The 14,716-nt window shown below is 36.9% G+C and carries 6 protein-coding genes; 4 read left to right on the forward strand and 2 right to left on the reverse strand.

The genetic code is table 11. From position 1 onward, the window contains the following. Positions 1 to 16 precede the first annotated feature (16 nt). A complete protein-coding gene (gmd, locus tag ACFSKL_RS13395; RefSeq protein WP_376886729.1) occupies positions 17 to 1,177 on the forward strand; it encodes a GDP-mannose 4,6-dehydratase in 1,161 nt (386 codons plus the stop codon). Positions 1,178 to 1,231: 54 nt separating this feature from the next. On the opposite strand, the gene ACFSKL_RS13400 is transcribed toward gmd, so the two are convergent. Continuing rightward, the gene (locus ACFSKL_RS13400) at positions 1,232 to 7,303 is read right to left on the reverse strand and encodes an Ig-like domain-containing protein (protein WP_376886730.1); all 6,072 of its coding nucleotides are present in this window, start codon (positions 7,301 to 7,303) and stop codon (positions 1,232 to 1,234) included. 784 nt (positions 7,304 to 8,087) lie between these two features. On the opposite strand from ACFSKL_RS13400, the gene ACFSKL_RS13405 reads away from it, so the two are divergent. Genes ACFSKL_RS13405 through ACFSKL_RS13415 form a run of 3 tightly spaced genes read left to right on the forward strand, consistent with a single transcriptional unit; the run spans position 8,088 to position 10,575 of the window. Continuing rightward, entirely contained in the window at positions 8,088 to 8,777 is a 690-nt protein-coding gene (locus ACFSKL_RS13405) for a sugar transferase (RefSeq protein ID WP_376886732.1), read from the forward strand. Positions 8,778 to 8,788: 11 nt separating this feature from the next. Then, positions 8,789 to 9,577 carry a WecB/TagA/CpsF family glycosyltransferase gene (locus ACFSKL_RS13410; protein ID WP_376886734.1) on the forward strand — a complete coding sequence of 263 codons (789 nt, stop codon included), beginning with the start codon at positions 8,789 to 8,791 and terminating at the stop codon, positions 9,575 to 9,577. A 32-nt stretch (positions 9,578 to 9,609) separates the two neighbouring features. Beyond that, positions 9,610 to 10,575 carry a UDP-glucuronic acid decarboxylase family protein gene (locus tag ACFSKL_RS13415; protein ID WP_376886735.1) on the forward strand — a complete coding sequence of 322 codons (966 nt, stop codon included), beginning with the start codon at positions 9,610 to 9,612 and terminating at the stop codon, positions 10,573 to 10,575. A 227-nt stretch (positions 10,576 to 10,802) separates the two neighbouring features. Here ACFSKL_RS13415 and ACFSKL_RS13420 read toward each other — a convergent pair whose 3' ends face one another. Then, complete coding sequence (locus ACFSKL_RS13420) at positions 10,803 to 14,714, reverse strand: glycosyltransferase (protein ID WP_376886737.1); 3,912 nt, start codon at positions 14,712 to 14,714, stop codon at positions 10,803 to 10,805. Between the last annotated feature and the right edge of the window lie 2 nt (positions 14,715 to 14,716).

Consider the following 14,716-nt stretch of genomic DNA (forward strand, 5'->3'; position numbering starts at 1 on the left):
TGTAAATCATATAGTCATGAACAATACAACAAAAACTAGAAAAGTAGCTTTGATCACTGGAGTGACTGGGCAGGATGGGGCATATTTATCAGAACTATTACTCTCTAAAGGGTACATGGTTCATGGTATCAAAAGGAGAACTTCATTATTCAATACAGATAGAATAGATCATTTGTACCAAGATCCACATTCTGAAAACTGTAATTTCAAATTACATTTTGGTGACATGACAGATTCGATGAATCTGACTAAAATCATTCAGGAAACACAGCCGGATGAAATATACAATTTGGCGGCAATGAGCCATGTTAAAGTAAGTTTTGATATCCCTGAATATACTGCAAACGCTGACGGAATCGGTACTTTGAGGATTTTGGAAGCAGTGAGATTGTTGGGAATGGAGAAAAAAACAAAAATTTACCAGGCCTCTACTTCTGAACTTTATGGTTTGGTACAGGCTGTTCCCCAGTCAGAAACGACTCCATTCTATCCAAGATCTCCATATGCTGTTGCCAAAATGTACGCATATTGGATTACAGTTAATTATAGGGAAGCATATGGGATTTATGCTTGCAACGGAATCCTTTTCAACCATGAATCACCGTTGAGGGGGGAGACTTTTGTGACTAGAAAAATCACAAGGGCAGTTTCCAAAATCGCTTTGGGATTGCAAACCACTTTGTACATGGGTAATATGGATGCAAAAAGAGATTGGGGACATGCCAAGGACTATGTTGAGGCAATGTATTTGATCTTGCAGCAAGAAAAACCATCTGATTATGTGATTGCCACAGGGGTGACTACGAAGGTAAGGGACTTTATTTCCTTGGCATTTGCTGAAGTGGGATTCAACTTGAGGTTTGAAGGAGAAGGAGTGGAGGAAGTTGGTATTTTGGATTCTATTGATTATCAGTTGGTAGCCGACCGATTGGAAGTAAGCGAATACAAAGTGAAAATTGGAGATGTTTTGGTTAAAGTTGACCCGGCATATTTCAGACCTACAGAAGTAGAATTGCTTATAGGAGATCCTAGCAAATCAAACAAGGTTTTGGGTTGGAAGCCTAAATATAATTTGGAAAGATTGGTTGAAGAGATGGTTCAGGCAGATGTAGCACTTTTCAAAAAAGATCTGGACTTGATCAAATCCGGCCACCAGATTCTTCTGCAAGAGGAGTAATAAACAAAAGCAAACAACGCAGCGGCCCAATAAGAATATTGGACCGCTGTTGTTTTAATATATTTTTACAAATCTCTTAGTGATGACCATTTTCCCCTCGTAGTGAATCCTCAGTAGATATACCCCCATCAATAAATTCTCCAGATCCAACGTCACTTCGTTTTGATCTAGTACAAAATCATAACTGTTAATTGATGTTCCATTTATAGAAACAATTTCTGCAGTCAACCTGCTTGACTCTTGAGTATTGTTAAATATAAGGTTCAAATACCTGTTTGTTGGGTTTGGTCCTATTTTGAAATCATCCAAGTTGATTTCACCACTATTTCCAATTTCCCTAACAATAATTTCGATTTTTTCTGATGTGAACTTTTTGCCATTACTATCCAATACTTCAACCCAAATCTCCTGAATTCCAATTCCTAGACTCGTGAACTCATAACCAAATGGATCAGAGTCTGAAAAACCTACCGAAACTCCATTTACAAAATATTCAACATTCGAAATATCACCTTTAAAGTGAATAAATTCTGGTTTTATTATAATCTTTTCTGATTGGGCAAACTCTTTTTTATTTTGTTCGGTGAGCAGGTTGACAATTGGAACATTATTAACAATTATCCTCACTGGTAAAGAAATTAAAATACCCCCATCTTCATAAAGCAACCTGGAAATCAATGTAACATCCCCTATTGGAACATCTTTCCAAGTCAAGCTGTAAGGATAATCGTTGGTACTTCCTATTAATGTATTCCCCCTGTAGAATTCTATTTTTTCTATTTTTTTATCAGTGATGGGAGTTTCAACTTCAATTTTCAGATCTAATCCAGCTTTATGCTCCGACAAATGGACTGGTGAAGTTATCCTGAAGATAGGCTCTTTGTTGACAGTAATCTTATTTTGCTCGCTTATCCTGAAGTTATCAGGATTTACTCCAATGGCTTTAGCCGAAATTGAGTAAACTCCAGGATGTGGTTTCTCCCATTGAATAAAATATGGACTTTCTGTCGATGAGCCAATCAATTTGCTGTCTGCATAATATTCTACGCTTTTTACATTTTTGGAATCACCCTTAAACATTACCATGAGATCCACTACTTCGCCAAATTCAAAGACCTGATTCTTTGTAGGCGACAAAAGTTCAATTTCCGGAAGAGATTCATCCTTAATCACATTGATTTTGATTGGCAAGGAAGTTGTAATTCCACCTTGATTATCTGTAGCACGCGCCAAAATATTGTACGAACCTTCCTGAAGGTTATTCCAATCTATTTTATAGGGATGTTTATTTGTCTTCCCAATAAGTTGGCTGCCATTAAAAAACTCAACCATTGCCACATACCCATCGGAATCACTCGCTTCTGCTTCTAAGGTTATATCTTCACCTACTGTAAATATTGAATTGTCTGAAGGTGAGGTGATCTTTATTTCTGGCAGTTCATTGGGTCTTACGACAACATTGATTGCCTTTACATCAGATGCAGTTTTTCCACTTGCATCTGTAGCTATTGCCGTGATATTGACATTTCCCAAAACAGTAACTTTCCAATCATATGCATAGTCCCCATTGGTACGGCTCCCTATGAAAATATTATTCCTAAAATATTCTACTTTGATAATTTCGGATGATTCTGCTAAAACTTCAACATCCAATTCAATGTTTTCATCATAAAAGTATTGCTCGTTTTCTACCGGAGAAATCATTCTGAAACTTGGGCTTTTCTGCTTTTCACTTACTTGGATACTGATTGGACTGGAGGTAGTCACTGAACCTTTGTTATCAGTTGCCTTTGCAGTGATGGTATGTGTTCCGATTGGGGCATTGTCCCAATTGAAACTATATGGTGATGAAGTCGCTGTTCCCAAAAGGGTGCTTCCATTATAGAATTCAACCTTTGTGACCGTACCATCCGAGTCCTGTGCATTGGCTACAATGTTGATCGTTTCCCCTTGTGTAAACAGGGCTTTGTCGGAAGGAGATGTAATGCTTACTGTTGGAGGAGTGTTTGGTTTTTCACTGACTTGGATACTGATTGGTGCTGAGGTGACCTGAGCCCCTTTGTCGTCAGTTGCCTTTGCAGTGATGGTATGTGTTCCGACTGGGGCATTGTCCCAATTGAAGTTATATGGTGATGAAGTCGCTGTTCCCAAAAGGGTGTTTCCATTATAGAATTCAACCTTTGCAACCGTACCATCAGAATCCTGTGCATTGGCTACAATGTTGATAGCTTCCCCTTGTGTAAAGTGAGCATTGTCGGAAGGAGAAGTGATGCTTACTGTTGGTGGAGTGTTTGGTTTTTCACTGACATGGACATTGATTGGTGCTGAGGTAGTCACTGAACCTTTGTCGTCAGTTGCCTTTGCGGTGATGGTATGTGTTCCGGTTGGGGCATTGTCCCAATTGAAGCTATATGGTGATGAAGTCACTGTTCCCAAAAGGGTGTTTCCATTATAGAACTCAACCTTTGCAACCGTACCATCAGAATCCTGTGCATTGGCTACAATGTTGATTGCTTCCCCTTGTGTAAAGTGGGCATTGTCGGAAGGAGATGTAATGCTTACCGTTGGAGGATTGTTTGGTTTTTCACCGACTTGGACATTGATTGGTTCTGAGGTAGTTACTGAACCTTTGTCGTCAGTTGCCTTTGCAGTGATGGTATGTGTTCCGGCTGGGGCATTGTCCCAATTGAAGCTATATGGTGATGAAGTCGCTGTTCCCAAAAGGGTGCTTCCATTATAGAATTCAACCTTTGCAACCGTACCATCAGAATCCTGTGCATTGGCTACAATGTTGATTGCTTCCCCTTGTGTAAAGTGGGCGTTGTCGGAAGGAGATGTAATGCTTACCGTTGGAGGATTGTTTGGTTTTTCACCGACTTGGACATTGATTGGTGCTGAGGTAGTTACTGAACCTTTGTCGTCAGTTGCCTTTGCAGTGATGGTATGTGTTCCGGCTGGGGCATTGTCCCAATTGAAGCTATATGGTGATGAAGTCGCTGTTCCCAAAAGGGTGTTTCCATTATAGAATTCAACCTTTGCAACCGTACCATCAGAATCCTGTGCATTGGCTACAATGTTGATAGCTTCCCCTTGTGTAAAGTGGGTGTTGTCGGAAGGGGAAGTGATGCTTACTGTTGGTGGAGTATTAGTGGCTTCAGTGATATTGATTGTAATCACTTCAGTTTCACCTTTCAATCCATTGGAATTTGTAGCTTTTGCTTGGAGATTGTAGGATCCCAAAGCCAAATTTGGGAGTGTAATTTGATAAGGAGCATTAATCACAGTGCCAACAACAGAATTATTTATTAAAAAATCAATTTTTTCAATATTTTGTTCTTCATGATCACTTGTAACAGAGAGTGTAATAGGTTCTGTTACAAAAAAAAAGTCTCCATTGGAAGGTGAGTCCCAACTAATTATAGGGGCTTCAAGTGGTTTTACGACTTTGATTGAAACTGGCTCAGAATAAGTTTCCAGACCGTCTTTATCAATTGCTTTGGCCTTGAGGGTAAAGTCTCCTTCTTGGTCAAAAATATGCTCTATGGTATAAGGCTGATTTTCGATTTCTTTAATTTTCTCATCCCCCACATAAAGCTCTATCCGTTCAATTTCGGAGAACTCACTTTGGGCTTCAATTTCAATCTTATGAACAATCCCCATTTCCAATTCATCTTCATTTTTTGGAGACAATATAGATATGGTAGGTGGTATATCTTCTTTGGCTTTATCATCTCCTACTTTTATCAAAGCGACAGAGGAAAAAGAGGGAATCTCTACAGTACCAGAATAAGATTCATTTTTCACATTATTGTAAATGCCTGGCAATGGTAATTTCATCGCAGCAGAGGATTCATTATACTGAAAGATTAAAGATTCTTCTGGATAGAATTCCACTTGGGCCTGATGAAACATGACATCATCAATAGCAATTTCTAAGTTATCTACCGTTGTGGCCAAATTCAAAACTGCTTTTTCGATTTCTATTTCGTTGAAAAATGCAAATTCATACGTTTTTTTCTCCTCCCCAACTTCGAACACAAAAGGTTTACTCATCGAAGCCCAAGGATTCCCATCTTGTCTTAAATATATTTCTAAAGCAGCCTTTTTATTAGCCTTAGCTGTAAATCTAAGTATATAATTTTCTTTAACTTCCGGCTTTCCTAAATAAAACACTATTCTACTTCCCCTGTTAGCATTGTATTTCATGTATCCTCCATCAAACTCTCCTCCAACAGCTCTCTCAACTGAACAACCTACACAATCTGTATACCCCCTATTTTGATCGAACCCTTGATTTGCGAACAAATTTTCACCATGTATTTCAAAACTCTTTAAGTAATCCAATTTTTTATCTGAGATATGTGCATTCTTATCTCTTCCCCATTCTTTTACACTTTTGAGTAATTCAGTCTTTGTCCCTGAGCTGAACCTTTCGTATAAAAATCCGAAATCCGTTCCAAATGGACTAGCAAAAGAATTATTTGAAAAACTTCCCATGTTCTCAAAAGAATTATTGTTTGAGCATGAAAACTTAACAAAATATTGAAAGGGAAATAAAGAGAAAAACGTGTTGTTTTCCACTGAAACATTCCTTATATCAGCACCCAAATTATCATCACCAAATAATATTTGATTCATATTGTTGTAAAGCAAATTCCCTTGGATTACCAGATTTCTAGCATTATGGATATAAATACCATTACCGGAATTGTTTGCTAAAGTATTGTTTTTGATTAGTACTCCAGCCGTATTGTCATCTAAATAAATACCTTCAACAGCAGGTTTATTTATTGTCCCTTGAAGTCTGGTACCTGATTTATATCCCAAACCATTTACTATAATGTTTCCTTCTATAACCCTGTTTTCCAGGCTTTGATTTCTTGGACCTTCCCATGTATAAATACCTCCTCCATCAGTTTTATGTACACAAAAATTATCTATAAAATTATTTTTAACAACCGTCCCATTTCCTCCGAAATATATCCCGTGATACCCAGTATTGATTATTCTATTTCCAACTATCAATCCATTATGTGAATTACTAGTAATATAAATAGCCTGACCTTTCATGTCAGAGTTTTCGCCCATTCCGTTGAACATATAGGTGTCCAAAATTTCATTATCCCTGATCACCACATCTTTTCCTGCATTTGCAACAAAAATCGCATTATTTAAAGACTGGAAAATTCGACATTTCTCAACTTTCAATTCATGGGAAAGCAATCCATAAATCGCATAGTTTCCTGTAAACGAAATATTTGTCTCCAACACTTCAATTTGCTGCCCATGGTCAATACTAATTCCTGCCCTATTACCACCTTGAATATCTAAATTTGAAAAAGTTATATAGCTTACTCCTTGCCTCAACGAAATGACATTTTCTACAGTACTGATTTTTACTATTTCGGATTGAGGATTTCCGCTGCCAAAAAATACATTTAACTTATTTTTTTTATCATCATAGAACCATTCCCCTTGCTTGTCCAAAGTTTTTATATGGTTTTGTATAAAAAAACCATACCCCACAGAAGCATTATATTGATTTGGTTTCGTATAGCCAATCTGATTGCCTGAATTACTTTGTATTGGATGTTTATCGATAATCCATGGATTCTTTCTGATTACCACGTCTGCACCTTCCCAATTATGGGAGTTGTTCAATTCACTTGAACCAATAACCTGATTCCCGGATATTGATTCAATCCTCAAATAGCCATGATTAGGATCGTCAAAGTTTGGATACCGCCCTATTTCTTGTATTTCACCACTTATCGTAACCACTTTTAAAGGGAAATCCATTGAAAATTTTTCTGTTGATTCAAAAACACCCTCTCCTACCAAAACCCATGAATCTATTTCTGTAAATCCTGAAATAATTGGCTTATCTCCAGAACCAAAAGAACCAAAAACAATTGGCGCAGCTACAGTACCTGATTGAGTGATATCCACACTCCCATAAAAAGTATCACCACGTTTAAAAAGGACTTTATCTCCAGGTAAAAGACTTGGGATTATTTGATTCAGTTTCTCAATAGTTTTCCAAGGAGTATCTGGATTCTGGGCTTCTACAGCCCTCCTAGAATCATCCCCATCAGAAGTTGAAAAATAATAATCTGCACCAAACAAAATTTGAACACAACATATACATAAAAGAAATAATATTACTGATCCCTTGACCAAAATCCCTACAAAGAAATTACCCATTCTTCATTTTTTATATAATCTGTCACCTATTTATTTAGCCTTAATTGGATTGGTCTCAAAGTTCAAAATTTGCATTTTAAATTTACGATTAAGCATTCCAAACTTTGATTGTGATTTTTACGCATTTTAAATAATTTTTTTTACACTTCTTTTCCACACTCATGATTCTTAATCTAAGTAATAAAAATCCACATCTACAAATTGAGGATATATTATTTTCAAAAATAATACTCATATCAATGATAAAATAAATTTTGTCAAATTTTTTCTCATAATAATTATCAAATCTACAATCATTAGGTATTTCTACTCCCGTTGGTATGAAAAATCATAAGATAAAGAAAACCAAAAAGTAGGCACTTGTCAACTATCATGTAAGGGTAAGGACCAAAATGTAGGAAGTAAATAAGAAACCAATAAAAATTCTTCCTACTAAATCTGCATCAAAAAACTTTAACATCATTTTAAATGTATTTTAAATCAAAAAAAATGCTATTTATTTTTTATTCAAAATTTCTTTTAATACATTTGATATACTATAAGATAAGCCAAATACAACGCCCAATAATTACCATTACCTAATCATCTTTCAGATCCCCTTCTGAAAAGAAACTGGTATGATTGAATAGTAACATAGACCTATTTAGTTGATTATTAAACAGATAAACAACTATTAAAAATTTTAACACCTAAATATCACTGTTGTATGTCTAATTTAGTTACAGATCTAAAAACCCTAAAACAAGAATCCGAAAACCCTGGTACGTACCTAAAGGATTCCTCGATTAATCTGGATAACATATATCAACTGACTACAAAAAGGTTTTTTGATTTGACCATCTCACTGCTTTTTCTACTATTTGTTGGTTGGTGGCTATTCTTGGTCATTTCCCTTTTGATAGTTCTGGAATCAAAAGGCCCTGTCTTTTACAAACAGATGAGGCACGGGCAAAACAACGTCCCTTTTTATTGCATGAAATTCAGAAGCATGAAATTCAGTCCGAAAGGGCATTTTAAACAAGCTACAAAGGATGACCCTAGGATAACCAAAGTGGGGAAATTCTTGAGGAAAACAAGTTTGGACGAATTACCTCAATTCTTAAATGTCTTTATGGGTGAAATGTCCATCGTAGGACCACGGCCACATGCCATAGTGATGAACAGAGATTATTCTACCAAAATTGAAAATTTTATGAGTAGGCACATGGTAAAACCTGGAATTACTGGGCTTGCACAGGCGAAAGGTTTTCGGGGCGAAATCCTCAGCGATTTCGATATAAACTCACGGCTCAAACTTGACCTCTTCTATATTAAAAAATGGAGTGTCTTGCTTGATTTAAAGATAATAATAATGACAATTAATTGTCTGCTCTTCGAAAATGAAAACGCCTATTAAACTCTACTAATATGATGGTTATTACCGAGAAAACAGAAAAAACCTGCAATATTCTTGGCTACAAGGTATTCAACGGGAAATTAGAAGACATTTCATTTGATCAAAAGCTGATCATCAATACAATCAATCCCCACTCCTACAATACAGCAAGGAAAGACAAAGTATTCAAATCAGCATTAAGCAATTCAGACATTTTGCTTCCGGACGGAATCGGCATTGTGTTGGCAGGAAAACTATTGCAAAATATCCAAATGGAAAGAATTACTGGCAGTGATTTATTCCAAAGCATTCTAGAAAGATCAAAAGAGAAACCTTGTAGATGTTTTTTCCTCGGATCTTCCGAAGAGACCCTATCTCTCATAGAGAGAAGGCTATCAAAGGAATATCCAAATATTACATTCGAGGCATATTCACCACCATTCAAAGATGAGTTTAGTCCGGAAGACAACTCTGGAATGATAGATAGAATCAATTCATTCAATCCTGATTTTCTTTTCGTCGGAATGACGGCACCTAAACAAGAAAAATGGGTATACAATAATCATGATAAAATCAATCCAAGTGTAATCTGTAGCATAGGCGCTGTATTTGATTTTTATGCAGGCACTACGCAAAGAGCCCCAAAAGTGTATATGAAGTTCGGATTGGAATGGTTTCATCGAGCAATGTCCAGTAAGAGATTGTTCAAAAGATACTTAATCGCTACCCCATTATTCATCTTGAATATGATGAGCGAGCTATTTTCTGACAAAAATCATAAAGGTGTAATAAACAACACATTGCATGATGAATTGACCTAGTACCTTTATCCTTGTCAACAAATCTAACAAACATGAAGACAATTCTAATCACAGGCGGAGCTGGTTTTTTGGGTTCCACATTAAGCAAAAGACTGATCTCTGAAGGTCATAAAGTAATCTGTGTTGATAATTTATCAACCGGTTTTATTAAAAACATTCAGAACCTAATAGATAACCCCAATTTTGAATTCATCTTGCATGATGTAGTCACCCCCTTAGATATTGAAGTTGACGAGATTTACAATCTGGCTTGTCCCGCAAGTCCGGACAAATACCAAGCAGATCCAATCAAAACAATGAAGACCTCTGTCTTTGGAGCATTGAATATGCTGGAGCTTGCCAAAAAGTATGACGCAAAAATATTACAGGCAAGCACTTCTGAGGTGTATGGTGACCCGAAAGTAAGTCCACAGCCTGAAAATTATTTTGGGAATGTCAATATCAATGGTATCAGATCCTGCTACGATGAGGGAAAAAGGTGTGCCGAAACTTTGTTTTCTGACTATAACAGGCAATTTTCAACAAAAATCAAGATCATGAGGATCTTCAATACTTATGGTCCTGGAATGGATATGCATGACGGTAGGGTAGTATCAAACTTTATAGTGCAAGCACTACAGAATGACCCTATCACTATATATGGCCAAGGATCTCAAACACGAAGCTTTTGTTATGTAAATGATAACATTGAAGGTATGATGAGGCTGATGAACTCAGGTGATCATCTTACTTCTCCAGTGAATATAGGAAATCCTGTTGAATTCACGATGCTTGAGCTAGCAGAAATCATCCTTAAATTAACGGGAAGTAAAAGTCAATTGATCCATATGGATTTGCCTCAGGATGACCCTATGCAAAGAAAACCAAATATTAGCTTGGCAAAGCAAGAACTCTCTTGGGAACCAAAAATCAGTCTTGAGAATGGACTTCTTGAAACCATCAATTATTTTGAAAACGTACTATCACAAAATGTTATGGCCAACCAGAGAGTTGGGTAATATTTGATTGTCCAGATATCACTTAACTACTTAGACTCTTCCTTAAACACACTAAAAATCAACCATATATTTTTTCCCTAGTCCCCTCAAACATACAGGCATACAAGTACTGTCGAAATTAACAAACACACATCTCAAAAGTAAATAAAAACAACGCTCTGAATTTAAATTCAGAGCGTTGTTTTTATTTTAGTTAATTTACTTCAGGTTTACAGTTTACAATTCTATCAGTAATTTACGAGTAATGGTCTGGATGCTGTAACTACATTTCCAGTGCTATCAGTTGCATGCACATAAATCCTGTACTTGGATGGTTCTTTTGGAATATTAACTTCTATAAACCGACCTTTAGCTAACCTATCGGAAATGGCATTAGTTTTTTTCCAGGTCTCTTCATTTAGAATCTCCCATTCATACGTTAGCTTTCCTTTGAAATCATTTGTTGTAGCTGCAGAGACCCAACTTTTTTGACCTGGATCTCCAGCATACCAATGCCCAACTATACTAACGTCAGGGGCATTGATGCCTAATTCTGGATCATTTTTCCAAACACTAGCAAGAGCATAATAAGAAGGCTTCAGTCTTCCACTAAAATCCGTGATCCCGAACCAGGTAGCAGTCCCTTCATACCTATCCCTCCAACTATAAGCGATCCCTCCCAAAGTGTAACCTTTATTTGATGCAATGTACTCAGACCATTGTTCGGCATACCATTTGGCTTTGGTTACAGAACTTTCTTCGATCAGAAAGGTATCTTTCCAGTATGTCCCATGCCCTTTGTTCCAATATCCATTTGGTCCAAATTCGGTAATTGCATACGGCCTAAGTGTATCGACACTTGCAAATAACTCCTTCAAATTTGACACATTTTCCCTATAGTAGCTATTTATCCCAATTACATCCAAGGATGGTGCATATTTGGCAAAGTCAGCCAAAGTTGATATCAACCTAAAATGATCATGTTCTTCTGAAGAAAATATTGGTCTGATTGGATCTATTTGGTGGATTTGAACTGCCAATTTTTCCAAGAATTGAACATATGCTATTCTATTAAAATTCAAATATGGTTTTGAATAGTATTTTTTAAGTAAACCATAGGTTTCATTGCCTATGTTCCAAGCAATAATGTTCTTATTGTTCTTATACTTCTTCACATATTTAATGACTTTCTCTTCATATTTCTTAAGTTCCTCTTCATCATTTAAATAATCTGTCTTGGGATCAAACCAAAATCCATACATTATTTTCAGATCAAACTCTTCGGCAGTTTTGAAAATATTCCGATCATAAATACTGGGTTCGTACCTTCTGATCATATTCGCACCCATTTTTTGAATTTTACCAAAATCTTCCTGAAGCTGTTTTCTGCTTAACGGATAAAACCCATCTTCCCAATCATGTCCGGGGTTATAGGAAATCCCTTTCATAAAGAAATCACTTTCTTCATCTACTTCCCATCTAAAGCTACTGAATTCACCCCTGATACTACCAACATAAGCACGCTGCCCATTAACTTGGTTTTCCTCTAATTTCAAAGACTCGTTAGCCATTTTAACGGATTTCCCAAACTTTTTTAAAGTTGGGGCAAGTGAAGAAATATCAAAAGTCCAATCAAGAAATGCTGTCCTTTCATCCGGCCTCCACTCAGTTATCCAATTCTTGTCTTGATTGCTGTAGAATAGTACCACAGCTTTAATTTCAGGATACTTGGAATTAATTAAGCTCAAACTGTTTATATTCCAAGATTCTGCAGCTACACTATAGGATGTTGATCCAAACTCGGCCAACATCACCGGTAGATCCAATCCCATTTTTTGAATTTTAGATTTAAATGGACTATATATTTTATTAAAATCTATATCATTTTGGTCAATGGAAGCCTTACTGTAATTCAAACTTGTCAAACTTACCCAATCTACATAATAAAGTGGAGCATCACTGTCACCTTCAGGGAAGTAATCCTCCATCAAACTTGAAGACCATGGACTCCAAACCCAACTTATATTGTGTACCCCCAACTGATCAAACCGCTGGTGTACATACTTCCATGCTTGCTTAAACTCTTCCGCCGTATTCCCCCCAGTAGTTGACCATGGGTACATGGGATTCTCCATTTCATGGGCAAACCTAAGGAACACAGGTCCATTCAACTCTTTCAACTCATTTGCGACCTTATCTATATAACCATCAAATACTCCAGATAAAATATAAGCAAATACCTTTTTGTTTTGACTTATTTCTGGATGAGACTCGAATTCTTTGAAATCATTTGTAAATGGCTCCCATGTAATCATAGGTATTTGTCCATTTTCAATAATATCATCCCAGTTTTGACGGGGTAGGGCTTGATCTCCCCATGCCAAATAAGTAGAAATAATCTCAAAATTTCTTTCTGCTGATGCCCTGATTTCCCCTACCCATTCCTTATCGTATTCATCATTGTATTCAGGAGAGTAAATTCCAAGATAAAAACCACCCACATTTTGCCTTTCGACAGGATGGAAAAAGTCAACATAAGAATCTTTTAAAATCTTAAAATTGGAAAACAACAAAGCTGCACACAACAAAAATATTACAACGGGAAAACTCAAAGACCTAGAAGACAACCCAGTTTTAACCAAGATTTCCTGTACAAAAAGTTTATCCTTCATTTTAGTAAGGGCCAGACTGATTTTACTCATCCATTCTGATTGACCCAAGAGAAATGCCAGAAAAAAGATAACTGAATTACATAAAGCAAAAATTGCCATCAACAAACTGTACGGCTGAAAGTCTCTTTGCACCCCGTAAACTACCGCAGCTAAGGACAAAACTGATACGATTAGATTTGGCAACCCCAACCAAAATTCATTCTTGGAAGAATGTTCTTTAGGTGTCGGAATGTAAGGTACTTTGTGGTTGAATAAAGTATACACAAACCCTACGATGTAAATCCACCATGTGCCAACTCTCAAGATTCCTCCAGCCAAATGAAGGCCACGTTCGTGTGGTTCCATCAACCATTGTTGTGCTTTCCACCTAAAAAACATCGATAAGATGAGAAACGGAATAAAATAAGTAAAAAACAAAGTAGGATTCAGCAACCATGGGTATTCACCAGTACTCAGACTGTAGATTGGGACAAGGATGTCAATCAAAGTTATAATTCCAAATAGATAATAGACAGGCATTAGAGTATAATGGAACTTTTGCGCCAAAGTAAATTTATTGAATAGTTTTGGTACAAGATTAAACCAAAGATCAAAAGTCCCCCTACTCCATTTAAGTTGCTGTGAATAGTAGGCAGACAAGCTAGATGGCACCAAACCCCTTGAAACTATCTTGGGTACATAAAGTGATTTCCATCCCTTGGCATGCAATAGCATGGAAGTGTGCATATCTTCTGTAAGTCCAGGCGCATGCCCCCCAATACTTTCCAAAGCAGCCCTTCTGAAAGTACAGTTTGCCCCAATCGCTTGGGCCGATCCATACTTGCTCATGGCTGTCATCAATGGCCCATAAAATAAATAGGTCTGCTCAGCAGCACCTTGGGCTACCAAGGATTCTTCCTGGTTTTCATAAGCTTGGACTACTTGCACATACCCCAGTTCCCCATCATCAAAGTATGGAAGAACCGTATCCAAAAAATCAGGTGTTGGCGCATGGTCTGGATCTAGGATCACACACAACTCACCACTTGATTGACTCAATGCATTATTAATATTCCCTGCTTTTGCATTATTATGGACTTCTCTAGTGACATGGATAACCCCGAGTTTCTTACATAGCTTCTTCAATTCGTCGTCATCGCCTTCATCACATAAATATGTCTTGTGCGGATAAGTTACAGCCACCATCGCCTCCAAAGTATTTTTAATCATATCAAATGGCTCACCGGGGCAAGCTGTGGTGAACATATCTACGGTGTAATCCCTCAGAATATCTTCCCTGAACTTTATATCAGTAAGCCCAACATAATGATACCACTCAAATATAACTTTCAACAATTTGAAAATTAAACTCACAGTCAACAAGCCATACAATACCTTATGTCCCACACCAACTTCACTTATAAACCCATAAACAAAAAACCCTAAACTAATCATTGACAAACAAAACAACAGAATCATTGTAGGCTTGAATGATTTCAATTTTGTCATTT

It is taken from the genome of Belliella marina, assembly GCF_042682445.1.
GTDB classification, from domain to species: Bacteria; Bacteroidota; Bacteroidia; order Cytophagales; family Cyclobacteriaceae; genus Belliella; species Belliella marina.

Coding starts and splice junctions, on each gene's coding strand:
- ACFSKL_RS13415 (WP_376886735.1), top strand. CDS start 9,610: ATGAAGACAATTCTAATCACAGGCGGAGCTGGTTTTTTGGGTTCCACA.
- gmd (WP_376886729.1), top strand. CDS start 17: ATGAACAATACAACAAAAACTAGAAAAGTAGCTTTGATCACTGGAGTG.
- ACFSKL_RS13420 (WP_376886737.1), bottom strand. CDS start 14,714: ATGACAAAATTGAAATCATTCAAGCCTACAATGATTCTGTTGTTTTGT.
- ACFSKL_RS13410 (WP_376886734.1), top strand. CDS start 8,789: ATGATGGTTATTACCGAGAAAACAGAAAAAACCTGCAATATTCTTGGC.
- ACFSKL_RS13405 (WP_376886732.1), top strand. CDS start 8,088: ATGTCTAATTTAGTTACAGATCTAAAAACCCTAAAACAAGAATCCGAA.